The 26,948-nt window shown below is 43.9% G+C and carries 26 protein-coding genes; 25 read left to right on the top strand and 1 reads right to left on the bottom strand.

Features of this window, described 5'->3' with window-relative positions:
- The 12 genes from KVT11_RS09260 to cydC form a co-directional block, all read left to right on the top strand.
- Nucleotides 1-1,272, top strand: a 1,272-nt coding sequence (locus KVT11_RS09260; RefSeq protein WP_254636465.1) for an NEAT domain-containing protein, incomplete at its 5' end; no start/stop codon positions are given.
- A 77-nt stretch (nt 1,273-1,349) separates the two neighbouring features.
- Complete coding sequence (gene isdE / locus KVT11_RS09255) at nt 1,350-2,237, top strand: heme ABC transporter substrate-binding protein IsdE (RefSeq protein ID WP_007497917.1); 888 nt, start codon at nt 1,350-1,352, stop codon at nt 2,235-2,237.
- A gap of 33 nt (nt 2,238-2,270) precedes the next feature.
- The gene (locus tag KVT11_RS09250; RefSeq protein WP_007497915.1) at nt 2,271-3,257 is read left to right on the top strand and encodes a FecCD family ABC transporter permease; all 987 of its coding nucleotides are present in this window, start codon (nt 2,271-2,273) and stop codon (nt 3,255-3,257) included.
- Nucleotides 3,244-4,014 (top strand): ABC transporter ATP-binding protein, encoded by a 771-nt coding sequence (locus KVT11_RS09245; protein ID WP_008345591.1) that lies wholly within the window; start codon nt 3,244-3,246, stop codon nt 4,012-4,014. Before KVT11_RS09250 ends, KVT11_RS09245 begins: the two co-directional genes overlap by 14 nt.
- A gap of 26 nt (nt 4,015-4,040) precedes the next feature.
- A complete protein-coding gene (gene srtB / locus KVT11_RS09240) occupies nt 4,041-4,790 on the top strand; it encodes a class B sortase (protein WP_008345589.1) in 750 nt (249 codons plus the stop codon).
- 18 nt (nt 4,791-4,808) lie between these two features.
- Nucleotides 4,809-5,747 (top strand): ABC transporter substrate-binding protein, encoded by a 939-nt coding sequence (locus tag KVT11_RS09235; protein WP_008345587.1) that lies wholly within the window; start codon nt 4,809-4,811, stop codon nt 5,745-5,747.
- On the top strand, nt 5,744-6,757 hold the full coding sequence (locus tag KVT11_RS09230; protein WP_099496941.1) for a FecCD family ABC transporter permease: 1,014 nt from the start codon (nt 5,744-5,746) through the stop codon (nt 6,755-6,757). Before KVT11_RS09235 ends, KVT11_RS09230 begins: the two co-directional genes overlap by 4 nt.
- A 1-nt stretch (nt 6,758) precedes the next feature.
- Complete coding sequence (gene isdG / locus KVT11_RS21270; RefSeq protein WP_048002466.1) at nt 6,759-7,880, top strand: heme oxygenase; 1,122 nt, start codon at nt 6,759-6,761, stop codon at nt 7,878-7,880.
- A 328-nt stretch (nt 7,881-8,208) separates the two neighbouring features.
- Complete coding sequence (locus KVT11_RS09220; RefSeq protein ID WP_035389919.1) at nt 8,209-9,624, top strand: cytochrome ubiquinol oxidase subunit I; 1,416 nt, start codon at nt 8,209-8,211, stop codon at nt 9,622-9,624.
- A complete protein-coding gene (cydB, locus tag KVT11_RS09215) occupies nt 9,611-10,627 on the top strand; it encodes a cytochrome d ubiquinol oxidase subunit II (protein WP_217609000.1) in 1,017 nt (338 codons plus the stop codon). Before KVT11_RS09220 ends, cydB begins: the two co-directional genes overlap by 14 nt.
- On the top strand, nt 10,627-12,363 hold the full coding sequence (cydD, locus tag KVT11_RS09210; RefSeq protein ID WP_217608999.1) for a thiol reductant ABC exporter subunit CydD: 1,737 nt from the start codon (nt 10,627-10,629) through the stop codon (nt 12,361-12,363). The genes cydB and cydD overlap by 1 nt, the downstream gene beginning before the upstream one ends.
- Nucleotides 12,353-14,089 (top strand): thiol reductant ABC exporter subunit CydC, encoded by a 1,737-nt coding sequence (gene cydC / locus KVT11_RS09205; RefSeq protein WP_210552263.1) that lies wholly within the window; start codon nt 12,353-12,355, stop codon nt 14,087-14,089. The genes cydD and cydC overlap by 11 nt, the downstream gene beginning before the upstream one ends.
- 57 nt (nt 14,090-14,146) lie before the next feature.
- Here cydC and KVT11_RS09200 read toward each other — a convergent pair whose 3' ends face one another.
- Nucleotides 14,147-15,178 (bottom strand): pectate lyase family protein, encoded by a 1,032-nt coding sequence (locus KVT11_RS09200; protein ID WP_008345573.1) that lies wholly within the window; start codon nt 15,176-15,178, stop codon nt 14,147-14,149.
- A gap of 489 nt (nt 15,179-15,667) precedes the next feature.
- Between KVT11_RS09200 and sigY the strand changes: the two genes are divergently transcribed.
- The 13 genes from sigY (at nt 15,668) to KVT11_RS09140 (ending at nt 26,942) form a co-directional block, all read left to right on the top strand.
- Nucleotides 15,668-16,198 carry an RNA polymerase sigma factor SigY gene (gene sigY, locus KVT11_RS09195; RefSeq protein WP_007497895.1) on the top strand — a complete coding sequence of 177 codons (531 nt, stop codon included), beginning with the start codon at nt 15,668-15,670 and terminating at the stop codon, nt 16,196-16,198.
- Entirely contained in the window at nt 16,198-16,509 is a 312-nt protein-coding gene (locus KVT11_RS09190) for a YxlC family protein (RefSeq protein ID WP_008345570.1), read from the top strand. Before sigY ends, KVT11_RS09190 begins: the two co-directional genes overlap by 1 nt.
- On the top strand, nt 16,506-16,718 hold the full coding sequence (locus tag KVT11_RS09185) for a hypothetical protein (protein WP_035389911.1): 213 nt from the start codon (nt 16,506-16,508) through the stop codon (nt 16,716-16,718). Before KVT11_RS09190 ends, KVT11_RS09185 begins: the two co-directional genes overlap by 4 nt.
- 308 nt (nt 16,719-17,026) lie before the next feature.
- A complete protein-coding gene (gene gdhA, locus KVT11_RS09180; RefSeq protein WP_035389910.1) occupies nt 17,027-18,397 on the top strand; it encodes an NADP-specific glutamate dehydrogenase in 1,371 nt (456 codons plus the stop codon).
- 83 nt (nt 18,398-18,480) lie between these two features.
- On the top strand, nt 18,481-18,594 hold the full coding sequence (locus KVT11_RS21010; protein ID WP_008345567.1) for a hypothetical protein: 114 nt from the start codon (nt 18,481-18,483) through the stop codon (nt 18,592-18,594).
- Nucleotides 18,595-18,705: 111 nt separating this feature from the next.
- The gene (locus KVT11_RS09175) at nt 18,706-20,088 is read left to right on the top strand and encodes a copper amine oxidase (RefSeq protein WP_210552262.1); all 1,383 of its coding nucleotides are present in this window, start codon (nt 18,706-18,708) and stop codon (nt 20,086-20,088) included.
- 68 nt (nt 20,089-20,156) lie between these two features.
- On the top strand, nt 20,157-20,771 hold the full coding sequence (locus tag KVT11_RS09170; protein WP_210552261.1) for a class F sortase: 615 nt from the start codon (nt 20,157-20,159) through the stop codon (nt 20,769-20,771).
- 242 nt (nt 20,772-21,013) lie between these two features.
- On the top strand, nt 21,014-22,957 hold the full coding sequence (locus KVT11_RS09165) for a BglG family transcription antiterminator (RefSeq protein ID WP_210552260.1): 1,944 nt from the start codon (nt 21,014-21,016) through the stop codon (nt 22,955-22,957).
- 121 nt (nt 22,958-23,078) lie between these two features.
- A complete protein-coding gene (locus KVT11_RS09160) occupies nt 23,079-23,384 on the top strand; it encodes a PTS sugar transporter subunit IIB (protein WP_007497889.1) in 306 nt (101 codons plus the stop codon).
- 14 nt (nt 23,385-23,398) lie between these two features.
- A complete protein-coding gene (gene celB, locus KVT11_RS09155; RefSeq protein ID WP_007497888.1) occupies nt 23,399-24,748 on the top strand; it encodes a PTS cellobiose transporter subunit IIC in 1,350 nt (449 codons plus the stop codon).
- A 26-nt stretch (nt 24,749-24,774) separates the two neighbouring features.
- Nucleotides 24,775-25,101, top strand: coding sequence for a PTS lactose/cellobiose transporter subunit IIA (locus tag KVT11_RS09150; RefSeq protein WP_008345561.1), 327 nt, complete (start codon nt 24,775-24,777; stop codon nt 25,099-25,101).
- Nucleotides 25,098-26,426: a 6-phospho-beta-glucosidase gene (locus KVT11_RS09145; RefSeq protein ID WP_017368309.1), complete on the top strand. Its 1,329-nt coding sequence runs from the start codon at nt 25,098-25,100 to the stop codon at nt 26,424-26,426. The genes KVT11_RS09150 and KVT11_RS09145 overlap by 4 nt, the downstream gene beginning before the upstream one ends.
- A gap of 117 nt (nt 26,427-26,543) precedes the next feature.
- Nucleotides 26,544-26,942: a hypothetical protein gene (locus KVT11_RS09140; RefSeq protein WP_060832752.1), complete on the top strand. Its 399-nt coding sequence runs from the start codon at nt 26,544-26,546 to the stop codon at nt 26,940-26,942.
- Nucleotides 26,943-26,948: the final 6 nt, after the last annotated feature.

The following is a 26,948-nucleotide window of genomic DNA, read 5'->3' as shown; positions in this document are numbered from 1 at the left end:
AGCGAAACAAAGCCAGATGATCAAAACGGCACGACGCCAGGCGACAGCGAAACAAAGCCAGATGATCAAAACGGCACGACGCCAGGCGACAGCGAAACAAAGCCAGATGATCAAAACGGCACAACACCAGTTGATTCGACACAGAACCAATTAAAAGATGGTGTGTATCGTATCAACTACAGTGTGCTGAAGGGCGATGAGGATGAGGCATCTCGGATGAGCCAATACTTCTCACATCCAGCATCATTAACCGTTAAAAATGGAACGCAAACCGTTTCCTTTACGGTGAAGGACCATACGTCAGTTGATTCTTTGAAAATAGAGAAAAACGGTTCTTATCAAGAAGTGAAAAACGTGAGCACAGATCAAGCAAAGAACACAAGAGTGGTTTCATTTGAAGTGTCTGATCTGAAAAAAGCAGTTAACGGAAAAGTACACATTGTAGTAGCAGCCGCTCACTATGATCAAACGTACGATATTCGTTTTCAATTTGATTCAAAAAGTATCGTTCCACTGAAGGACGGTCAAATAGAGGAAGAAACACCGGCTACACCAGAAACACCAAAACCAAATAAACCAGCACCAGACACAACGAACGGCGGAACGAATCAAGAGACAGTTCAGCTAAAAGACGGGGTGTACAAGCTTCCTTTTTCAATGAAGAAAGCAGACAAAGATGAGCTTTCTCGCATGAACGATTACGTCGTGAGCCCTGCGACATTGGTGGTGAAAAATGGCCGCCATTTCGTTTCATACACTGTCAAGAACAGCTCAGCCATCACGTCGTTCCAAGTAGGAACCGGCGGTAAATTTGAAGAGACGCTAGTTGCAAAGGCTGATCAAAAAGCAGATACACGAGTGATTCAATATGAAGCAAAAAGTTTGAGTAGTGATCAGGCAGCACGCGTGAAAATTGACATTCCAGCTGCCAATTATCATGAGCAGTACGATGTCAAACTTGTCTATGATACGAAAGGTATCGCAAGTGGTGAAGGAAGCGGAATTGCGACGGTGATCGGAGACGATGAGAGCATCGGCTTTGTGAAAAATCCGAATGATCACGATTCTCAACCAAACCAGCTTGCGAATCTCGCACCAGAGGAAACGGGCGCAGAGCAGATGACCTTTACGCCATCAGATGACCAAACCAAGTCTGAGACAGGTCAGTTGAACCCAAAAACAGGAGATACTTCACTTCTTTGGGTGTACATTCTTTTATTCGGCGGATCACTATTCGTGCTCGTCAGAAAGTATCAAACTCGTACAAGATAAAGAATCTATTTTAAGTGAGGTGCGCCATTCATCTCGGCGCATCCACTTCCTTTTTTTCGAAAGGAGGCTTCTGTTTTTTGAAGCATCGAATGTTATGTACCCTGATCACGGCTCTATGTGTGTGCGTCTTCTTAGCAGGCTGCTCACAATCAGCTGAAAGCTCAGCGAAAGGCAAAAAAAGCGCAGCATCAAGTGCCCGCATTGTGGCAACGACTGTAGCTGCTGCTGAGATCATGGATGCGCTAGAGGTAGATCTTGTCGGGGTGCCAACAAGTCAAAAATCCTTGCCGGCTCGATACAAAGGACTCCCAGAAGTCGGTAACCCAATGAGCCCGGACATGGAAATCATCCAATCACTTCAACCGACAGATGTCCTGTCTGTCACGACCCTTCAATATGATTTAGAAACGCCTTTTCAACAAGCTTCTGTCCCTGCGACATACCTCAACCTTGAGAGCCTGGACAAGATGGAGAACGCCATCACAAAGCTTGGAGAAAAATATGATAGAAAGACACAAGCGAAACGCATTGTGGATGATTTTGAACAAAAAAAGAAAGACATACAAGAGAGAACGAAGGGAAAGACGAAGCCATCCGTTCTCATTTTGCTTGGTGTACCAGGCAGTTATTTAGTGGCAACAGAGAATTCGTATATCGGTGATCTTGTGCGTATTGCAGGAGGAAAGAACATCGTAAAAGGTGAGAAAATGGAGTATTTGGCATCCAATACGGAGTATTTACAAAAAGCCAATCCAGATATCATTCTCCGAGCCGCACATGGGATGCCGGATGAAGTCGTCAAAATGTTTGATCAAGAATTTAAAACAAATGATATTTGGAAACATTTTAATGCGGTCAAACAAGACCGGGTGTACGACCTCGAAGAAAGCTTATTCGGGACAACAGGCAACTTAAAGGCAGCAGAGGCATTAGATGAATTAACTCGTATGTTGTACCCGTCATAAGCGGCGAATCTTAATGATAAAAGGACGTTCAAGATGAAAAAAACAGGGATTTTATTTCTGATAGTCAGTCTCTTACTAGCCGGCGTATTTATTTATTCCGCCATTACGGGGAGCATTCATGTTACACCGATTGAATTATTGGAAGGGCTTATGACCGGTCAACATGCACAGGTAGAAATCATTAAAGATTTAAGAATCCCCCGCATGCTCATTGCGATGTTTACAGGGGCGGCTTTATCTGTCTCCGGTGTCCTCTTGCAGTCTGTGATGAGGAATCCATTAGCAGATGCCGGTGTTATTGGTATTTCATCGGGAGCTAGCTTCTTTTCTTTAATGGCAATTACAGCGCTTCCTCAATTTTATTTCTACTCTCCTTTATTTTCAGTTTTAGGCGGGGCAATTGCCTGCTTCCTCGTATACGTCTTGTCTTGGAAAGGCGGCTTAAGCCCGATTCGAATGATTCTGGTGGGGATCGCCATCAATGCCATGTTTACAGGGATGGCAGAAGCGTTTGTGACCATTTGCAGCTATTTCAATATCACTATTAATCAGTCGGGACAGTCGAATCTGACGATGAAAACGTGGGGAGATGTCCGTTTAATCGGTGTCTATGGCGTCATTGGGCTTGTGGTTGCGCTTTTCTTTAGCAGATGGTGTAACTTGCTTGCCCTTCAAGATAAGACGGCGAAAAACTTAGGATTGCGTGTGACCAGAATGCGCCTTTTGATTTCAATCACGGCGGTGTTATTAGCAGCGGTGACTGCTGCGGTAGCGGGCGTGATTGCCTTTGTCGGCTTGCTCATTCCACATATCTCTAGAAGGCTTGTCGGCTCGGACCACCGAGTACTGATTCCATTTTCTGCGTTAAGCGGGGCCTTGCTCATTTTGACGGCTGATACGCTCGGCAGAACGCTTGTGGCTCCAAATGAAATCCCTGCTTCTACAATCATGGCTGTCATTGGCGGGCCGTTTCTGATCTTTTTATTAAGAAGGGGTGATCGTCTTCATGGACATTCGTGAGGTGTCGTTTTCCTATGATCGGCAGAGGGATATTGTTCAATCGGTCACCACGCACATCGAAAAAGGGAAAATTACGACCATTATCGGTCCAAATGGCTCGGGCAAATCCACACTGCTTTCCTTGATGGCACATAACCATTGTCCACATAAAGGACAGATTCATTTAGATGGGCAAGAACTGAATGCGTTCAAGCCAAGGGAACTCGCGAGAAAGCTGGCAGTCGTACATCAGCAAAATGAAGCGCCGCTCGATTTAACGATCGAACGAGTCGTGGCATTTGGGAGAACGCCCTATCAGACGATGCGCGGCAGTGACAAGGAAGAGGATGAGAAAGCAATCGAGTGGGCACTGTCCTGTACAAAGCTGACGGATAAGCGAAAGGTGCCTCTCGCCTCATTGTCAGGCGGAGAACGGCAGCGTGTATGGATTGCGATGGCTTTAGCGCAAAAAACACCGATCCTTTTCTTAGATGAACCGACGACTTATTTGGATATGTATTATCAATTTGACATTCTGGAGCTCATTCGAGAGCTCAATGTCGAGCATGGATTAACCATCGTGATGGTCCTGCACGATATGAATCAGGCGATTCGCTATAGTGATGTCATCATCGCCATGAAAGATGGACAAATTATCCGCGAAGGACGGCCAAATGATGTGTTAACAGAAGAGATGGTGCGGCACATTTATCATGTGTCCGTCACAATTAAGCAGGATGCAGAAACAGGGATGTATATCGTGCCTGTAGGCATATAAGTTGTGCAAAAAGCAGGTGAGACAGTGTGAAACGAGGGAAAAGGATCGGGCAGCGAATGCTGACGATCGTCTGTTTAGGTGTTTTTCTATATAGCGGTACTGCCATTGGCTTGGAGCTCTTTGGCAATTATCAAAATCGTCAGGTGCTTGCAAAGGCTCAGACACTTTACACACACGAGGATGGAATGAAACAGCGAAAACCTGGAGAAATCCGTCAGTCATTTGATGATTTGCGAAAGGTGAATCAAGACATTGTCGGTTGGATTGATATGAAGGACACGATGATTCAGTATCCAATTGTTCAGTCAAACGATAATGCATTCTATTTAACTCGTAATTATGTAAAGGATGACACACGGGCAGGCAGTATCTTTATGGATTATCGTAATGACGTCTTGCATGAAAGTCCCAATACAGTGGTGTACGGTCATCGGATGAGGGATGGGTCTATGTTTGCTGGTCTCACAAACTATTTGAAAAAAGATTTCTTCCAAGATCATCGCACATTTCAGTACGATACGCTGTACCAAAGCTATGAAGCAGAGATTTTTGCTGTGTATGAGACGACAGTCGATTTCGATTATATTCAGACTGATTTCCAGGATCTTGGTGAATATGCGCACTACTTGCAAGCTGTGCGTAAGAAGTCCATCTATCAAACGAAAACAGACGTATCCACAGATGACTTGATTCTCACATTATCGACCTGTGATCACGTGCTGGCACCTAAAAACAAGCGTCTCGTGGTACAGGCGAAGCTAAAGAAAGTTTACTAGAAAAGGAGAGACAGACGGTTGAAATGTTTACATGTGATTTGGGCAGGACTCGTCGTCGTGCTTCTCCTCGGCGGATGCAGTCAGGCGGCGCCTGTCGAGAATGGGAGCGGGCAAGGTGCGCTCAACATTCAGGATTTTGCCGGCAGAACATTATCGTTTCATGAATCACCTGAACGGATCGTCTCGTTGTCAACTGGCGACATGAGCATCATTTATGCTCTAGGTGGTCAGGTTGTCGGCCGGCCAACTGCCGAATTGCCAGACAATCTACAAAAGGCAAAGTCCGTACAATCAATTGGCACAACCCATCAATTTGATGTCGAGCTGATCACGAGTTTAAAGCCCGATGTGGTGCTTGGGAATGAATCATTAAACAGCAAGGATATCTCTACTATAGAAGGAATTGGTTCACAGCTTCTTTTGACAAGTGCCAACTCAGTGAAGGACATCCAGCGTCAAGTTACTTTATTTGGTGATTTACTTGGAAAGCAGCAAAAGGCCAAAGCACTCAATGCTCAAATCGATCAGCGGATCAAGCAAGTGAAGCAGCCTGAGAAAAAAGTAAAGACACTCGTTGTATATGGTGCGCCCGGCACATATATGGCGGCACTTCCACAATCTTTAAGCGGTGATCTGCTGCGGATCGCTGGTGGTGCGAATATTGCTGAAAATGAACCAGCACTCGAAAAGTTTCCGCAATATGCACAAATCAATGCAGAAAAGGTAATCGAGGCCGATCCGGATCTCATTTTGCTGATGACACACAGTAATCCTGAAGATGTCAAAGCAGGCTTTATGAGTGAAATGAAGCAAAATGCGGCGTGGCACGATGTATCAGCTGTCAAAAATGGACACGTTGAGATTCTGCCAAGTGACCTATTTGGGACAAATCCAGGCGCAGAAGTCATCAGAGCGATCGATGAATTAGAGAAGAAATTGAAGCGATTGTCATCATGAAGATGAATGCAGAACTAGATTTTCAAAAAAGGCAGTCAAGACGAAAATGGCTGTTACCAGGATTGTTTCTCACTTTATGTGTGGGCGTCTGTCTAGGACTTGCGGTAGGTTCTGTCCAATTATCGCTGACGGATTTAATGGCTGTGTTCACGGGATCAGGTCTGCCTGTTCATGAAAAAATTGTCATGGATTTACGGCTGCCGCGTGTGCTCATTGGTTTTCTCGTTGGGGCCTGTCTCGCAGCATCAGGAGCGATTTTACAAGGAGTTGTCCGAAATCCACTGGCTGACCCTGGGATCATTGGTGTGACTGCGGGCGGCGGGTTAGCTGCTGTACTCAGCATGATTGTTCTTCCGCAATTCACGTATTTGCTTCCGGCAGCCGCTTTTCTGGGCGCCTTATTAGCAGCTCTTGTCGTGTATATGCTGTCATTTGATCAAGGGGTTTCACCGCTTAAATTGATCTTGGCAGGTGTTGCCGTCAATGCCTTGCTCGGTGCGGTGATGAATGGGTTTATGGTGCTTTACAGTGAGCGTGTGCAGGCTGTTTTGCCTTTTCTATCAGGGGGATTAAACGGACGGAGCTGGCATCATCTTAGCTTTGTGTCGCCATATGCGCTGGCTGGATTATGCCTTTGTTTTTTCGCCATTAAACCGTCCAATCTCCTTTTGCTTGGCGATGAATCGGCTCAACTATTGGGCCTTCGAGTAGAGAGGACTCGATTTTTTCTCATTGCGCTGGCCGCTCTTTTAGCTGGAGCAGCTGTCAGTGTCAGCGGTTTAATCGGTTTTGTCGGGCTTGTTGTACCCCATTTTATCCGTCTTTTAATCGGAGATGATTACCGGTATTTGCTGCCGATTTCAATGCTTGGAGGGGGCGTGCTTGTGGTCTTTGCCGATACAGCAGCACGGGTCTGGTTTACACCGGTTGAATTGCCTGTAGGGATCTTGCTTGCCTGCATCGGTGCACCTTTCTTCCTCTATTTATTAAAAAAGAAAGGGAGGGGTTAAGATGGATGTCATTGCAATGGATGACGTGAGTCTCAGTCAAGGCGGCTTTCGGCTGTCTTCCATTTCAGCAGCTGTTCCTAAAGGGAGTGTGACCGGAATCATTGGCCCAAATGGGTCAGGTAAGTCGACTTTTATCAAAGCGGCCGCACGACTGACCTCAATCGAAAGCGGCATGATTTACATTCACGACATCCCGCAAAAAGAGATGACGGCACAGGAGATCGCCAAGGAGGTGGCAGTTCTCATGCAAACAAGAACCGCCATTCCATCGATGACAGTACGTGAGCTGGTCGCACTTGGACGCAGTCCGCATCGTTCCATCTGGAAAAAAAGCACCCCGTCAGATCATGAAGCGATTGAGTGGGCGCTTGAGGTGACGAATAGCCGCACCAATGAAAACAGAATGCTCCATACATTATCAGGCGGAGAAAGACAAAAGGCATATATTGCAATGGCACTGGCTCAGAAGACAGAGACTATCATTCTGGATGAGCCAACCACTTATTTAGACATTGCGCATCAGCTTGAATTACTGGAGCTGCTCAAACAGCTGAATCAAACACATGGCATCACCATTTTAATGGTTCTCCATGACTTGCAGCAGGCCGCAAAATATTGTGACCGTCTCATTGCTATGAAGCGAGGTCAGGTGCATCAAATTGGCTCACCAAAAGAAGTGTTAACAGAAGACTTTTTCAAGGAGGTTTTTGGGATTCAGGCAGAGGTTCACTTAGACGGACCGCATCCACTCATTATCCCCATTGCCTCCATTCAACAACAAAAGGGAGATGAACCAAACATGATTATTGTAAACAACCAAGTAAGAGTAGAAAAAGGCAGTGCAGACCACCTTGTTAAACGGTTTAACAAGCAGGGACAAGTAGAATTTATGGAAGGCTTTTTAGGTATGGAAGTATGGGTCACTCAACAGACAACTGATTACGATGAAGTGACCATTCACACCCGCTGGAATCGAAAAGAAGACTTTGTGAATTGGACAAAATCTCAGGCATTTGGTGATGCGCATGCTCATGGAAAGGCGAAACCAGAAGGCCTGTTAAAAAACAAAATTACGTACTATGAAGTGCAAGTGACAAGACCCGCTTTACAGAAAAAAGCCTAAATATTCAAAAGCGCTGCAGCGAAGAAGCAGCGCTATTTTTTTGTGATTGTCTCTTTCCGTCACATATTTTTGACAAAGTATTCAAACAACTGACACAATCCCATCCAAATTTTAGGTAAAATTTACTTTATTTTTGAAGCGCATGGGTGTAAAGTACAGGTATAAATAACTAACCGAATGAAAATCAAGAGTAAAATTTCACCGAGTGAACTATATCAAATGGACTTCCGCTTGTGAATCATTGAACAAATAGTGAACTTTTTGTGAAATGGTGAGCATAAATATCTCGAATCATTCGGCATGCGAAAGTAAGGGAGGATGTAAGGCTGTGAGTGAGCTGTTTTTAGCAAGATTTCAATTTGCCTCAACGACATTATTTCATTTTATTTTTGTTCCTATGTCTATAGGTTTGGTATTTATCGTTGCATTGATGCAAACCCTTTATGTCGTCAAGAAAAAAGAGATTTATAAAAAGATGGCAAAATTTTGGGGTCACCTTTTCTTAATTAACTTTGCAGTAGGTGTGGTGACAGGGATTCTGCAAGAATTCCAGTTTGGGATGAACTGGTCTGATTATTCAAGGTTTGTCGGTGATGTCTTTGGTGCACCGCTTGCCATTGAAGCGCTATTGGCCTTTTTCCTTGAATCTACATTTATTGGACTTTGGATATTCGGCTGGGATCGTCTGCCGAAAAAAATTCATTTGTTATGTATTTGGCTCGTTTCTCTTGGTACGATCTTTTCGGCGTTTTGGATTTTACTCGCCAACTCATTTATGCAGGAGCCAGTTGGATTTGTGATTAGAAATGGCCGTGCAGAAATGAATGACTTTGGGGCGCTCGTGACAAATCCGCAACTTTGGGTTGAGTTCCCGCACGTTCTGTTTGGTGCATTGGCAACCGGTGCTTTCTTTATCGCGGGTGTCAGTGCCTATAAAATGATCAAAAAACAAGAAGTGACCTTTTTCAAAAAATCTTTCCAGATTGCCATGGTGCTTGCTTTCATTTCTGGCTTAGGTGTGGCGTTCTCTGGACATGATCAAGCAAAGCACTTAATGGAATCACAGCCGATGAAGATGGCAGCAAGTGAAGCCCTTTGGAAGGATAGTGGAGATCCAGCGGCTTGGACACTATTTGCCAACATTGACACAGATAAAAAAGAAAACTCTGCGGAGATCAATATTCCGTTTGCTTTAAGTTACTTGGCTTATTCGAAGTTTAGTGGAGATGTGCCAGGCATGCTGACCCTTCAAAAAGAATATGAAGCCAAGTTTGGTCCTGGAGATTACATTCCTCCAGTCAAAACAACCTTCTGGAGCTTTAGAATCATGGTGGGTGCCGGCATGTTGATGATTTTTGCTAGTATGATTGGTTTGTATTTGAGCTTTAGAAAAAAACTAGAATCAAACAAATGGTATTTACGCTTCATGGTATGGATGATTGCGTTCCCGTTTATTGCAAACTCAGCTGGTTGGATCATGACGGAAATTGGGCGTCAGCCGTGGACAGTCTTTGGTATGATGACAACCGCACAATCCATTTCACCAAACGTATCGTACGGCATGTTGCTATTCTCAGTCATTAGCTTTACGACCATTTATCTGATTCTTGCCATCGTGCTTGCCTACTTATTCATTCGAGAAATTAAAAAAGGTGCACATTCTGAAGAGAATACAGATCAAAAGGATGAAACGGACCTGTCTACAGATCCATTTGATGGAGGCGCATATCATGGCATATCTTAACGAGATTTGGTTTATTCTTGTCGCAGTACTGTTTGTTGGATTTTTCTTCTTAGAAGGATTTGATTTTGGTGTCGGGATGTCCATGCAGCTGCTTGGAAAAGATGCACATGAGCGCCGCATTTTAATCAATACGATTGGCCCTTTCTGGGATGCGAATGAGGTCTGGTTGATTACAGCAGGCGGAGCTATTTTCGCCGCTTTTCCTCACTGGTACGCTACGATGTTCAGCGGATACTATATTCCGTTTACGGTTCTCCTGCTAGCGCTCATTGGGCGGGGGGTCGCCTTTGAATTTAGAGGGAAGGTCGAGAAGGCTTCATGGATCAAAACGTGGGACTGGGTGATCTTCTTTGGCAGCCTGCTTCCGCCATTTTTACTCGGCGTGCTATTCACAAGTATTTTACGAGGAATGCCCATTGATCAAAGCATGAATATGTACGCTGGATTTACAGACTTTGTGAATCTTTATTCAGTGATCGGCGGGGTAGCTGTGACGGTTCTTTGCCTTCTGCATGGATTGATTTTCGTCACACTCCGCACTGAGGGTGATTTAAGAAATCGTGCAAGAAAGCTCGGCCAGCGTGTTTTATTGATTGCACTACCAGTTCTTGTTCTATTTGTTGGTGTGTCTATTCTTGAAACAGACATTTATACCGTACGTCCGATCATTACGATCCCTTTAACTGTACTCATTGTGGTTTGTTATGTAGCGGCTCTATTCTTTATGAGAAAAGAGCGTGATGGATGGACATTTTTATTCACAGGTGCAGGTATTATGGTGACGGTGACCATGCTTTTCACAGCATTATTCCCGCGTGTCATGATTAGTTCGATCAACCATGCATTCGACCTCACCATTCAAAACGCTGCATCAGGATCTTATTCACTGACGGTCATGACGATTGTTGCCGTTTCTTTGCTACCTTTTGTGCTTGGGTATCAAATCTGGAGCTACTATGTCTTCCGTAAACGTGTAAGCGGTAAGGAGCCAATGACCTACTAATGGATAAACGTTTGCTTCAACTAAAAGGAATGAGGGGGCTTCTTGCCCTCTTAGGTATTGTGTCAATCATCCAAGGAGCAAGTATTATTTTTCAAGCACAGTGGCTGGCACATGCCATAACAACGCTGTTTGACGGGAAGAGCCTCATGCAGGCAACACCTTATGTCTTGCTGTTTCTTGCTGTCTTTCTGGTGCGGCACGGTCTCACCTTGATGCGGGAGAAGGTCATGTTCACCTATTCTTCCCGAATTGGAGCAGACGTCAGAAAGCAGCTGTTGGACCAGCTGTTCCGTTTAGGTCCAGCTTTCACGAAGAAAAAAGGAACAGGAAAGCTTGTGACATTGGCGATGGAGGGCATTGCCCAATATCGTCAGTATTTACAGCTGTTTTTGCCGAAAATGGTGAACATGGCAGTTATTCCGGTGATGGTGCTTGTCTATGTTTGGACATTAGATGGAACATCTGCTGTCATTCTCATTGTCACGCTGCCAATTTTAATTGTTTTTATGATTTTGCTAGGACTTGTCGCTCAGCGTAAAGCGGCCAAACAATGGAGATCGTATGAGAAATTATCCAATCATTTTGCTGATTCTCTCCGTGGCCTTGAAACGCTTCGCTACTTAGGGATTAGCAAAAAGCATTCTCGCAATATTGGAGAGGTCTCAAAGCGTTATCGAAAGGCGACGATGAGCACACTGAAAGTCGCCTTTCTTTCTTCTTTTGCTCTCGATTTCTTTTCTATGCTGTCCATTGCGACTGTCGCTGTATTTCTCGGCTTGCGCTTAATTGAAGGAGATCTTTTGTTATTGCCCGCTTTGACCGCACTGATGCTTGCGCCAGAATATTTCTTGCCAGTCCGTGAAGTGGGAAATGATTATCATGCGACGTTAAACGGTAAAGAAGCGAATGAGGCGATTCAAGTGATTTTAGAGGAAAAGGGCTTCCGAGAGCAGGAGACACAATCCGTGCAGCTGAACGAGTGGAATGAGCAATCTGAGCTCACACTGCAAGATGTCAGTGTCTTACATGATGAGCATGCACCATATTCGATTCAGGATGTGGACCTCACTGTGAAAGGAAAGAAAAAAATTGGGATCATCGGTGCCAGTGGTTCGGGGAAATCGACGTTAACGGATGTTCTCGGTGGTTTTGTTGAACCGTCTGCAGGTGAAATCATCCTAAACGGAAAGCCGCTTGCTCATTTACAGCTGGCGGCATGGCAAAAAGAAGTCGTTTATATGCCGCAGCATCCTTATTTATTTCACATGACACTGAGAGAAAACATTCGTTTTTATGAACCGAATGCAACCGATGAAGACGTTGAAAGAGCGGTGCAAGAGGCAGGTTTGTCTCAGCTCGTAGCGGATCTCCCCAATGGACTGGATGAGGTCATTGGCGAACAGGGCAGAGGACTGAGCGGTGGACAAGCGCAGCGGATTGCCCTCGCTCGCACAGTGCTCGGCCAGCGATCCATTATGCTGTTAGATGAACCAACGGCTCATCTGGATATTGAGACAGAGTATGAATTAAAGAAAACAATGCTTCCATTGTTTGAAGATAAACTTGTGTTTTTAGCCACACACAGACTTCATTGGATGACGGATATGGATGAAATCATTGTGATGGATCATGGGACGATTGCAGAGATGGGGACTCATGAATCATTAATGAAAAGAAAAGGTGTGTACTATCAATTGGTACAGGAACAAATGGGGGCGGTCACACATGGTCAGTAAAGGCTGGTTTATACCTTATATCAAGGAGAATCAAAAGCTGTTTGCCTTGGTGCTTTTTTTAGGGGCGATTGCGGTGTTTTCTGCTTCTATGCTCATGTATACATCAGGGTTCCTCATTTCAAAAGCTGCCACAAGACCTGAGAATATCTTGATGGTCTATGTCCCCATCGTGGCAGTACGTACCTTTGGTATTTCACGCTCAGCTGCTCGTTATGCAGAGAGACTAGCGAGTCATCAGCTCATTTTGACAATGATTGAAAAAATGCGGGTACGTCTTTATGACATGGCTGAACGAAGTGCCAAACAGACTAAGCTTGGAACAGGTGAAATGCTTGGGCTGTTATCAGAAGATGTGGAGAGATTACAGGATGCGTATTTAAAAACAATTTTTCCATCCATCGGTGCGCTGCTTTTATATGCCGCTTCGATTGGAGCACTTGGGCTTTTTTCTTGGCCTTTTGCCGGATTGATGCTGCTTTATATGGCGCTGCTCGTATTTGTATTCCCATACATCACAGTACTTGTGAACCGGGCACGACAAATTCAAATGAAGAAAGGCAGAAATGAACTGTACAGCCATTTAACAGATGCCGTCATGGGCGTAAGTGACTGGTTGTTTAGCGGCAGACAGAACGATTTTGTTGAAGGCTATGAACGAAAAGAAGCAAAGCTATTAGCGCTCGAAGCGGCAAAGCATCGGTTTATCCGTCTGCGCCAATTTTTAGCACAGCTAGTCATTGGAGGAGCAGTCGTCCTTGTTGTGTATTGGAGCGGCTCAGTCGTTCAGGCTGGTTCTATGCCACACACGCTCATCGCAGCCTTTGTGCTTGTGCTGTTTCCATTAACAGAAGCCTTTCTTCCGCTGTCAGATGCAGCAGGCGATATTCCTGTTTATCAGCATGCCGTCAGCAGATTAAATCATTATGAAGAGCAGTCGTATGAAGGATTAGTGGAGAGGAAGGCAGCAGAGGAGACACCCGTCTCTGATGGCGTTGAAGCGGTCTGTTTTGATCAAGTCACCTTCGGATATGAAGCAGATCAACATGTACTCAAGCATTTTTCGTTTTCACTGAAGCAAGGTGAATCGCTCGCTCTTTTAGGAAAAAGCGGTGCAGGCAAATCGACCATTTTAAAATTGTTAGAAGGGGCAGTCGTGCCAAATCAAGGGGTTGTCAGCATTCAGGGGAAACCGGTACAAAGCATTCAAGAGGAGGTATCCTCTTATGTGTCTGTGCTCAATCAACAGCCCTATTTATTTGATACATCTGTTTTAAACAACATTCGCTTAGGCTCTCCAGAAGCGACAGAAGAGCAAGTAAAAGAAGCCGCGCAGCAAGTGCAGCTGCACGATTACATTGAGTCTTTGCCAGAAGGTTATCACACAGGTGTACAAGAGACAGGGGTTCGTTTCTCTGGTGGAGAAAGACAGCGTATGGCTCTAGCACGGATTTTGCTGCAAAACACACCGATTGTTGTATTAGATGAGCCAACCGTCGGGCTTGATCCACGCACAGAGCGTGAATTGCTTGAAACAATCTTCCGTGTGTTAAAAGGAAAAACAGTCATTTGGATCACCCATCATCTCACTGGCTGTGAGGCATGTGACCGTATGATGTTTATTGAAGGTGGACGTATTGAGATGGAAGGGCACCATCATGATTTGCTGAAAGAAAATGTGCGTTATCAAAAGCTGTATGAAATGGATCGTCCATTTTCGGTCGTGTAAAAATTGAACGACAAGAACGTTCGGAAAGAAGATTTCTGCCCGAACGTTTTTTTGAGCTTAAGGATTTACTTTTCCTACACCCGCATTTGATACAACTTCTGATTTCACATTGTTCACGTTAAGCAAAGAGTAGTTATAAGGAGGGTTGTACGTACCTGTTGAAGACGTTGGCAGGCTACCTGTGCTGTTAATATATGAGTTGTTGATGACATGCCATGTACCGACTTGACGGCTGTCCCAGCTGCCAATGGCATTGTTTGTATTTTCAAATACGTTGTGCTCAATTCTCATTTTTGCGCCCATACGAGAGTTAATCGCAGTTGTATGGATGCCTTTGTAGTAGTTGTTATACACATGACCTTCTCCGTAGCGCATAGACGGTACACGAGAGTTCAAGTTTTCAAAGCGGTTGTTGTGGAATGTGATTTTTCTGTTGTAGTTATCGTTATCGGAGCTGCCCATCAGCATTGTTTTCCAGCTGTCATGGACATAGTTCCATGAGAACGTAATGTAATCGGAGTCATTTTTCACATCGAATAACCCATCATAGTCATCTTTCCCAGAGTTCAAAGTGTTGTAGAGTTCATTATGGTCGACCCATACGTTTTTAGAACCACCTTCGATTCCGATGGCATCTTTATCACCGATTTTGCTGTGATGGATTTTGAGGTTGCGGATGATGACGTTATTGGCACGCCATACTTTAATACCAATCCCATTAAATTCGCCGTTTGTCCCTTTACCGACGATGGAGACATTGTTTGTATCTTTCACATCAATTTTATTGGCCGATGTATTAGAAGGAGTAATCGTTCCGTCTACCACGATTTTCAATTTTTCATTTGTTCCTTTGCTTTTGAGGGCAGCTAATAGTTCATTTCCGGTTTTCACCGTCACCGTTTTACCGCCTTCACCGCCTGTTGTACCGCCATTTAATGTGGAGAATCCTTGCTGATTAAAATTGGCCATAATCGAAGGGCTTTCTGGATATTTCGTTGCTGCTTTTGCCTCCCCATTTGGCGCAAATAATGAAGTCACGAGACCAACCGCTAACACACCAGCTAACATTGGAACTTTTTTCTTCAACATGAACATCTCCATTCTATATTTTGTTTTAATGTAAACGTTTCCAAAATAAGCTGCGATTCAACCGCTCCTCCTTCCTTCGCCAGCATCGCCTCTTTCGGAATGTAGGAAGAGCATAGCACGCAAAAAGGTATCATCGGCTAAGAATTGGAACGAAGTATTCCACGATTTTCAAGGAAACTAAGGCAATGATTATTTCAATTTATCTACATGAGACAAGGATCATTGACGATAGGTATTGGGGTAACCTAGTGATTATGAAAAGGACGTTCTTTTTTTCAAGGAAAATCAAGATGATTACGAAAGCGTCATTTTGTTAGAGACAAAGACATGTCATAATCATTACATAAGAAAAAATTGGATATCAAATAGATCCATGCGCTAAACAGTAGGTAGAAAAGGCTCCAATTTAAAAAAAGAAGGTCTATTTTAAACGATGCGATCACCGGTGTCGTCTAATCAATAAGAGATAGAAAGGAAGGAGGGACGTGTTTGGAGCAGACCGAGGAGACTTTATGGATCAAGCGGGCAAAACAGGGGGATGATGCCGCATTTACCGCCCTTTATCGGCATCATTATTCGTTTCTTTACCGTTATTTGATGAAATTGACCCTTCAACAAGAGCTGACAGAGGAGATCATGCAAGAAACGATGCTCAAAGCGTACATGAAACTTTCTTCTTTTAGAGGAGATTCATTATTTTCAACATGGCTCATGTCCATTGCATCTAGACAATTTTTAGATCATCAAAAGAAAAGAAAACGTGAACAAACGAGAGAAGGAAAGGCGAATCAAGAAGCCATCCGCCGGTTCAAATGGGATGTTCAGCAAAAAGGCCATACTTGGCATGACATGTGGGATGCTTTAAATGAGTTAAAGGCTCAGGAGAGAGCACCGATCCTTCTCCATTACTATTATGGCTTTACTTACCCTGAAATCGCTTCGATGCTCGGGGTGAGAGAAGGTACGGTGAAATCGAGGGTTCATCATGGGATCAAGAAAATTCGAAAGGAGTGGGACTGATGAAAGAAGATCGTTTCGCCGATCGTTTAAAAGAGGAGCTGCAGGAGCTCGATGAACAAATCGAAGTAGAAAAGCCGAGTGAACAAGCTTTGATGTTGATGCTAAAGCAGGCAAAGGAAAAAGAGAAAAAACGTTTTAAACAAGAAGTGCTGGCGTACATCATCGTCAGTCTGACCATCATGACACTTTTTGCAGCTGCCATTACTCATTTGCCCATCATCTTCATTCTTCTCCAAGTGGTGAGTGTGCCGCTCTGTGTGGTTGTCGGCATCAAGGAATATCAACAGATTAAAGGAGGGTCCTCCTTATGAGTCATACGGAAATGATCATCTTATTGTGCGCATTACCGTTACTGTTTGCACAAGGATTTCTCTTATTTATGGATGCTAAGAAAAGAGGGCGTTATAAATGGTTCTGGGGCATCATTGGATTAATCAACTTCCCATCTTCTTCTATTTTATATTGGCTGTGTGTTGTCTTACCTGATCGTAAAAGAGGAGAAAAGCTCAGAAAAAATTGAAAGACGTTGTAAAACTTTTGACCTTTTTTTTGAATGATCATCATCTAGAAACAATGAAAGTTTCATGAATGTGTCAAAGAAAGCGGGATGTTGAACGTCCAGTTCGTCATTTCTAGCACGATAGTCATTCTTTGAGCGCGTCATTTTCATGACGGAAGGTGATTCTGCTTAATCTATCTCATTTCGGCATCGTTTTCATCTGTTATCAATATTGATCAGTTTTTACAAATGGTGTTAAATTAATCTCAATATGCGTTAGAAAATCTAACAACCAAAGAGTGAGATATTGACAAGGAGGCAGATGAGACATGTTGACCTTAGATCGAGCAGCACAAACAGCACAAAGCTACATCCACCGTGTGCTAGAGGATGTAGAAAAACGGAATCCAGGCGAGGCGGAATTCCAACAAGCCGTGAAAGAAATTCTGGAATCCCTCGTCCCGGTTTTTGCAAAACACCCAGAGTATGAAAAACAGGGGATCTTAGAACGCTTAATTGAGCCTGAGCGGCTTGTGATGTTTCGTGTACCGTGGGTAGACGATGAAGGCAAAGTACAGGTGAACAGAGGATTCAGGGTTCAATTTAATAGTGCCATCGGTCCTTATAAGGGGGGCATTCGTTTCCACCCATCGGTCAATGCAAGCATCATCAAGTTTTTAGGGTTTGAACAAATCTTTAAAAACGCACTGACAGGTTTGCCGATCGGCGGAGGAAAAGGTGGATCAGATTTTGACCCTAAAGGGAAATCTGATGGAGAAATCATGCGTTTTGTTCAAAGCTTTATGAGTGAACTCAGTCGTTATATTGGACCTGATCAAGATGTACCGGCAGGAGATATTGGGGTAGGCGCACGCGAAATCGGCTATATGTTCGGCCAGTACAAAAAAATGCGCGGTGCGTATGAAGCAGGTGTCCTGACAGGAAAGAGCCCTGGCTTCGGAGGCAGTTTAGCAAGAAAAGAAGCGACCGGCTATGGACTGGTGTACTTTATGGAAGAAATGTTAAAAGCCCACGGAATGCAATTTGAAGGACGATCTGTTGTTGTGTCTGGGTCAGGAAATGTATCGATTTATGCGATGGAAAAAGTATTGGAATTGGGCGGAAAGGTTGTGGCTTGTAGTGATTCAAGCGGAGCCATTTACGACCCTCAAGGCATTTCACTTGAGACAGTGAAGCAGCTGAAGGAAGTCGACAACCAGCGAATTGCTGCCTACATAGACATTCACCCGCATGCTGAATTGATTGAAGATTGCGAACAAATTTGGTCTCTTCCTTGTGACATTGCGCTGCCATGTGCGACCCAAAATGAAATTTCAGAGTCGCAAGCACAGCAGCTAGTGGCAAACGGTGTCATCGCTGTAGGAGAAGGGGCCAATATGCCGTCCACACTTGGGGCCGTCAAAGTATTTGAACAACATGATATTTTGTTTGCACCAGCAAAAGCGGCAAATGCTGGCGGAGTGGGTGTTTCGGCGTTAGAAATGGCGCAAAACAGTGCGAGAATGTCTTGGACTTTTGAAGAAGTAGATGGTCAGTTGAAACAAATGATGCAGTCGATTTATCGTCAGTGTACTGAGACAGCTGAAGAATACGGATACGCTGGAAACTTAATGGTAGGCGCAAATATTGCAGGATTTCGCAAAGTGGCAGATGCCATGATCGCACAAGGCGTCATTTAACTCCTGCTCTCCCGCACCTGTTTATTTCATCACAAGATCGGGAATCGTCTTGTAAGAATGACAATAAGGAGGCGCGGGAGAAAATGAAAAAGTGGCTGAAACAAATTGTCAAATGGGCACCAGTGATTTATCCAGTGGTGAGGAAAATATACAAAGAACGAAAAGCATCCAAAAGTCGTAACGTATCAGCCGGGTAATCCGGCTTTTTTTTATGAAATGAATGAAACAAAAAAATATGCTGTGGGAATGATCCATTTCACTTCTCTCTCCGTTAAGTACATAACAAACGGAAAGAGGAGGCAAAACAGATGAAAATGAAAAAAGCATTTTTAACGATCCCGCTTAGTGCAGCATTATTATTACCAACTGCTCAAATGGCAAGTGCACACGAAGGACATATGCATGGGGATGCAAAAAAGTCGTCATCATCACAAGAGGTGTCAAATAAAGCAACGGATCTTCGCACAGCGCTTGATCAGCTCTTCTCAGAACATGCTTATTTAGCAGTGATCACGATGCAAAAGGGAATTGACGGCAGTAAAGATTTTGATCAAGCAGCAGCAGCGTTAAATGAAAACACGAATGATCTATCAGATGCGATCGCCTCTGTGTATGGAAAAAAAGCAGGGAAACAATTTAAAGAGATTTGGTCAAGCCATATCGGCTACTTCGTTGATTATGTACAAGCAACAGCGAAAAAAGATGAAGCAGGTAAAAAGAAAGCGGTCAAAGAGCTTGATCAATACCGCATGAAACAAGCTGATATGCTTGATAAAGCAACAGGTGGAAGATTGAAAGCAAGTGAACTTGAAGAAGGTTTAAAAATGCACGTCAATGAACTGCTAAAAGCTTTTGATAGTTACACAGAAAAGGATTTTGATACAACCTATGAAACGGTCAGAAAATCCATTCATCATATGTTTGAAGTAGGTAAAGGTGTATCATGGGCGATTACAGATCAATTTCCTGGGAAATTTGATCAAAAATCAGTCGATACTCCAGCCGCAGATCTTCGTGAGGATTTAAACTACTTGTTCTCAGAGCATTTGGCACTCGCGGTAGTGGCTATGCAAAAAGGGAATGATGGCAGCAAGGACTTTGACCAAGCGGCAGCAGCGTTAAATGAAAACACGAATGATCTATCAGATGCGATCGCTTCTGTTTATGGAAAAGATGCAGGAAAACAATTTAAAACGATCTGGTCAAGTCATATCGGATATTTAGTTGATTATGTTAAAGCGGATGCATCAGGAGACGAGCAAGCAAAAGAGAAGGCTGTTAAAGATTTAGATGCTTACCGTATGAAACAAGCAAAATTTTTAGATCAAGCGACAGATGGCCGCTTGAAGGCGGCTGACTTAGAAGCCGGGTTGAAAACGCATATTGATGAGCTCATCAAAACGTACACGTCTTATCACAATGGCGAATATGATCAGCTGTACCCGACTGTCAGAGAAGCATACGGCCATATGTTCATGGTTGGTCAAGATGTCGCATCAGCTATTGTCGATCAGCATCCTGAATTATTCAAATCCAACATGCCAAATGAGATGCCGAAAACAGGTATGGGAGGCACAGCCGGTCCATTAGGTATGTCATATGAAGCATTTGCTGGGATGATGGCAAGTCTCATCTTAGCCGGAGGTGCAGTGGGGGCGTTCTTCCTCATTCGCCGTAAATCATCAAATTAAACAATATCAAGACAAGAGGGAACGTGCACAATCGTGCCGTTCCTTTCTTCAAAAGGAGGTCGACTTGCGTGAAAAGATGGCTGTTTAGTATTCTTACGCTTCTCATCATCACGGGCTGCGCATCCCAATCAATAGATGAAAAGTCATCCTCTGAAACTGCATCATCTCCTGAGCCAATGACAGCAAAACAAGCCAAAAATCAATCTCATTCACACGACATGTTAAAAGATGAGCCATCGGGTATTGTTCCCGCTGACATCTCCATTCCAGCGATTGATGTCCAAGCAAAAGTGGAGAAAACGACTTTATCAAAGGATGGCAGTATGGGTGTTCCGCAAAATACAGATCACACGGCTTGGTTTGAAGATGGTCCGAAGCCTGGTGATAAAGGGAATGCTGTCATAAATGGTCATGTTGATAATAAATGGGGTCCAGCTGTTTTTTATCGATTAAAGGAGCTAAAAAAGGGAGACAAAGTCATTGTGACATCCTCGTCAGGGGAAAAGCGAACCTTTGAGGTTCTCAAGGTGAAAAGCTATCCGCGCGAAGAGAAACCAAATGCTTTTTTCGGGTACGCCTTTACACGGAATCTCAATTTCATCACATGTACGGGAACTTTTGATCATGCAGCCGGTACACATGAAAAAAGATTGGTTGTCTTTACACAACTGATTTCCTCATAAGAAAAAGGCGGATACACGGAGGTGTAACGCCTTTTTTTCATGATTTCCACAACAGCATCTTAGAAGAAGATTCATAGGTCATTAGATATGGTTGGATGTATAAATAGGGGCGTTTGTCATATAAATGAGTTGGCAATTTTTATTTCTTTTCAGTAGAATATGAGTAATGAAGAGAACTGTAAGCGTATACAACCTGTCCAAACAAGGCAGATTTTCCACCCTAAATGAAGGAGGCCGACCTAATGCTGAGTAAAAGACTGGCGCACATTTTAAGTCAGCTGATGGCAGCTGAGACTCCTCTCACGAGCGCTGCGCTTTCTGTCAGTTTACAAGTGACAAGCCGCACCATCCGAACAGACATCAAGGAACTGAATGAGCGTCTAGCCCCTTATCAAGCAGCTGTATCAGCTGTTAGGGGCGCTGGCTATGAGCTGTTGATCAACGATGAGAATGCCTTTCGCCGTTTTATGAAGGAAGAAGTCGAACAGGAAGAACCGCTTGCTGTTCTTCCAGAAGAGCGAGTTCGATTTATTTTGAAAAAGCTGCTTCTAGCGGAATCATATGTGAAGCTGGAAGACTTACAGGAGCAGCTGTTTATTAGTAAATCGACGATGAGTAATGACATGAAATGGGTCAAACGTAAGCTCGAACCCTTTGATCTGAAGCTGGAAGCAAAGCCGAATAAAGGCTGCCGGATCAAAGGATCTGAGATGAAAATCCGTTATTGCATGTCAGAATATTTATTCAATGAACGGCGTTCCTATCAAACCATGCTGAACACGGCGGTTACGATTTTGCCAAAACATGAGCTGGAATTGATTCAGAGAACTATGATTGATTATATCAACGAGGAAAAAATGAATCTATCAGACATTTGCATGAATAATTTAATTGTTCATATTGCTATTGCCTGCAAACGGATTAGACACGGAAACTATGTATCTGTGCTGCCTGAAGAAATCAACGAAATCCCAAGGGCAAAAGAATACAAGGTAGCCAAAAAAATGGTTGAGCGTCTTGAAGGGCTGCTGGATGTCTCATTTCCACAAGAGGAAATCGTTTATATCGCCATTCATTTGCTAGGAACAGCCAAAATGGTACAGTCTTTTTCAACGGGCGGTCAAAAACAAATTGTGGATGATGACACGAGCCGTCTTGTTCAGCTGATGCTGAAAGCCATTGATCAAAAATTGCAGCTGGATTTAGCGGGAGATGCGGAATTGCTGATTGGCCTCAGTTTGCACTTAAAGCCGGCGATCAATCGGTGTAAGTATGGAATGAATTTAAGAAATCCAATGCTTGATGAGATCAAAGCGGGCTATCCAATTGCCTTTGAAGCAGGGATTGTGGCGAGCAGGGTCATTGAAGAAGAGACAGGTTTGTCCATTCATGAAAATGAGATCGGCTATATGGCACTTCATTTTGGTGCGGCCTTAGAGCGCAGGAAAATGGAGATACCACCGAAGCGATGCCTGATTGTCTGTGCGTCTGGTGCAGGGAGTGCAAGGCTACTTCAAGATCGTTTGCGGTCACAATTTGGGTCGAAGCTGACCATTTTAGGCACAGCAGAGCTTTATTCCCTTCCGCATGTCTCTTTACATGCATTGGATTTAATTATTACGACCATTCCCATTCATATGGATTTACCGATTCCGGTCATTCAAGTGAACACGATTTTAGGAGGCAGTGATTTTTTAAAAATAGAAGAAGCTTTGACAAGTGAAACAAGAGTGACATTAGCCACGCAATATATGAAAAAGGAATTGGTCTTTACAAAATGCGCCTTTCAAACAAAGGAAGAGGTCATACACTTTCTCACGCAAAAGGTCATTGACATGGGCTTAGCGCCAGCAGAACTTACACAATCTGTGATGGAAAGAGAAGAGTCTGCACCAACTTCATTTGGGCATTATACAGCGATTCCACATCCGATGACCCCGCTAACAGAAGAGACGTTTTGGGCGATCTGTACATTAGAAAAACCGATTATTTGGGGAGAGAAAAAAGTTCAATTTGTCTGCTTGCTTTGTGTCGAAAAAGAGAACGCCAAAGACTTAAAAGGCATGTACCGTCTGCTTGGAGAGCTTGTCCATCATGTGAAATTTATTCAGCACCTCATCACCTGTGACACCTTTGAAGACATGCTGGATGTCATGTATAAAAAAGCGCCTTCGTACAAGAACTAATGGTGTGATATTAACTTTTTCCGCTTCCTAAAGGAAAAAGTATGGGTGTTTATGAAAGCGGTTTCATAATATGATGAATGTGTAAAGAAAAGCTTCATACTTCAAAAAGGGGGCGTTTACAATGAACATTTTATTAGTTTGTGCAGCAGGTATGTCAACAAGCTTACTTGTCACAAAAATGGAGAAAAGTGCACAAGAACAAGGAAAAGACTATCGTATTTGGGCAGTATCTGGAGATGCTGCAAAAAATCATATTGATCAAGCCGATGTGCTTTTATTAGGACCTCAAGTTCGTTATTTATTACCGCAAATGAAAAAACTCGGAGAAGACAAAGGAATTCCAGTAGACGTGATTAATACCGTGCATTATGGCGTATGTAATGGTGCTGAGGTTTTAAAATCTGCTGAACAGTTAGTGAACGGATAAAGGGGGCGGAAGGGATGAATGGATTCAACCGATTTCTAGAAGAGAAGGTTATGCCGTTTGCAGGGAAGATTGCCGCTCAAAGACATTTACAAGCATTGCGTGACGGAATTGTTTTAACCATGCCTCTCATTATCGTCGGTTCACTGTTTCTCATTTTAGCCAACCTTCCGATTCCAGGATATAGCGATTTTATGGCAAGTGTCTTCGGAGCCGAATGGGCCACGAAACTATCCTATCCTGTGAATGCCACCTTTGACATTATGGCACTTGTTGCGACCTTTGGGATCGCGTACAGGTTAGCTGAAAAGTATGCAGTCGATGCACTGTCATCTGGAGCAATTGCTGTCGCAGCTTTCCTTCTAGCCACACCTTATCAAGTCCCGTTCACACCTGAAGGATCAACAGAAGCTATCCTAGTGAATGGCGGTATTCCCGTCACACTGATGGGCAGTAAAGGGCTATTCGTTGCCATGATTATTGCCATGCTTTCCACCGAAATTTACCGCTTTATTGTACAGCGGAATATCGTCATCAAAATGCCTGATGGTGTACCGCCAGCAGTTAGTAAATCGTTTATCGCACTTATTCCAGGTTTTGTGGTCATCACGCTGATCTGGGTCGCTAGGCTTCTGATTGAGATGACACCTTTTGAGAGTATTCATAATATCATCACGGTCTTAATCGGCACACCACTATCCATTCTTGGTGGAAGCTTAGGCGGAAGTATCGTTGCCATCGGTGTGCAAATGCTCCTCTGGGCATGTGGTATTCACGGAGCCACCATTGTCGGCGGAGTCATGGGTCCGATTTGGCTCGGTGCGATGGATGAAAACCGTCTTGCCTTCCAAGCAGGAGAAGTGCTGCCGAATATTTTCACAGCGCAGTTCTTTGAAATCTTTATCAATGTCGGCGGAAGCGGCGCGACGCTTGCTTTGGTACTGACTATGATCTTGCGTGCGAGAAGTAAACAAATGAAACAGCTTGGCCGTCTTGCGATTGGGCCAGCCATCTTTAACATCAACGAACCGATCATTTTTGGAATGCCGATTGTGATGAACCCAATGCTTCTCATTCCGTTTATCCTTACCCCAATTATGATGATCATCACCACATATATCGGAATGAGCACAGGACTTGTAGCAAAACCGGCAGGGATCGCTGTCCCGTGGACAATGCCGCCAATCATTTCAGGCTATCTCGCAACAGGTGGGAAAATCTCTGGCGCGGTCATGCAGCTGATTAACCTTGCCTTGTCATTCGCACTATACTATCCATTCTTTAGAATGTGGGATAAGCAGAAATTGAAAGAAGAAAATGAGCTTGAAGCAAAAGCATCAACAGATGAAAATGTCGTCAGCATGTAATAGAGGGAACAAGGGGGATGCGGCCGATGGAAATGGAACAAATTGTGTTTCAACTCATCTTGCACGGTGGTAATGGTAGAAGCTCGGCCATGGAGGCCATTACATGTGCAAAGCAAGGTAATTTTGATGAGGCGAAGCAAAAATTGCAGGAAGCACAAGACGCGTTAAATGAGGCGCATCACGCACAGACAGAGCTGATCCAAGGAGAAATCAGAGGAGAGAAAACCGACGTCAGTCTCTTGATGATTCATGCACAGGATCATCTGATGAACGCAATGACCGTCAAGGAGCTTGCAGCTGAAATCATTGAGCTCCATGAAAAAATGAAGCAATTCGGAGGTGTCAATTCATGAAAGACGGAATCAAAATTGTCACAATAGGCGGTGGATCAAGCTATACGCCTGAGCTCGTCGAAGGGTTTATTAAACGATATCAAGAATTGCCTGTAAAGGAATTATGGCTTGTGGATATTGAAGCAGGTCAGGAAAAGTTGAACATCGTGGGTGCCCTTGCAAAACGTATGGTTGAAAAAGCGGGTTTGCCGATTGAAGTGCACCTCACCCTTGACCGCCGGGCAGCTCTGAAAGATGCGGACTTTGTCACGACACAATTTCGTGTAGGACTGCTCGAAGCCAGAGCCAAGGATGAAAGAATCCCGCTTAAATATGGCGTCATTGGACAGGAAACGAATGGTCCAGGCGGGTTATTTAAAGGTCTACGCACCATTCCAGTCATTCTAGACATCGTGAAGGATATGGAAGAGCTTTGCCCAGATGCTTGGCTGGTGAACTTTACAAATCCAGCAGGCATGGTCACAGAGGCGGTGTTACGCTACACGAATCTGAAAAAAGTGGTCGGTCTATGCAATGTGCCGATTGGAATCAAAATGGGCATTGCAAAAGCGCTGGATGTCGATGTCAAACGCATTGAAGTACAATTTGCAGGCCTCAATCACATGGTCTATGGCTTAGATGTGTATTTAGACGGGGTCAGCATTATGGATCAAGTGCTCGATGAATTAGGAAATCCAAATAGCCAGTGGTCCATGAGGAATATTGAAGCGAAAAACTGGGAGCCTTCTTTCGTCAAAGGCTTAGGGGTCATTCCATGTCCGTATCATCGTTATTACTATAAAACGAAAGATATGCTGGAGGAAGAACAAAAAGCGGCTCAAGAAAAAGGAACAAGAGCAGAGGTTGTGCAGCAAGTCGAGCATGAACTATTTGAGTTATATAAAGACCCAGATTTATCGATTAAACCGCCGCAGCTCGAAAAAAGAGGCGGGGCTTATTACAGCGATGCAGCATGTAATTTGATCAGCTCCATCTATAATGATAAACATGACATTCAACCGGTAAATACAGTGAATAGAGGAGCGATTGCTAGCATTCCGGCCGAATCAGCGGTTGAAGTGAACTGTATCATTACAAAGGACGGACCAAAACCAATCGCGACAGGTGATCTGCCTGTGGCTGTGAGAGGACTCGTTCAACAAATCAAGTCCTTCGAGCGTGTGGCAGCTGAAGCAGCTGTGACAGGAGATTACGAGACGGCTCTTGTCGCCATGACCATCAATCCACTCGTTCCTTCTGACGAAATTGCAAAGCAAATCTTAGATGAAATGCTTGAAGCGCACCGTGAATATTTACCGCAGTTCTTCAAATCAGTGAATGCTTAAAATAAAATGGCCCCTTTATGGGGTCGTTTTTTATGATTTTTTCATATGGAAACCGGAGAAAGCAGTGTATGATAGAAAAAACAACATGTACTGCTTCAAAGAAAGGACGGTTAGAATATGGTGGCAATTGGTTTAATGCTTTACGGCTTTATCGTTCAACCTCTACTTAGTTACGGCACAGTGGTTTTGTTTTTGTATGGAATCATTGCTTCATTTATTGGTCTGATTCGGCGTAGACAGGATGTGTGGATGTATGTTCTCCGCCTGCTCGTTTGTTTTACTATTCCAGTAACCAATCTGTTAATGTATTTCGCAACCATCGGTGGAGATGAAAGAGACTTTGATTTCCAGCCGATGCCGCCAGTTTATCATCTTGTTTTTATCCTAGAAATCATCATCGTCTTTTTACCAGAGATCTTTTTACTGATCGAGAGAAAGCGGAGTATCAAAGGCAAACAGTGGATATATGCAGGGGCCATTGTGGGGATATCGGTCTTGTTTTGGTGCACGATTTGATGAGAG

Origin of the sequence: Bacillus sp. GbtcB10 (assembly GCF_019091365.1) — a bacterium.
Classification (GTDB): Bacteria; Bacillota; Bacilli; order Bacillales; family Bacillaceae; genus Bacillus; species Bacillus altitudinis.
The sequence above is the reverse complement of the archived record's forward strand: the minus strand, read 5'-3'. Positions and strand labels throughout refer to the sequence as shown.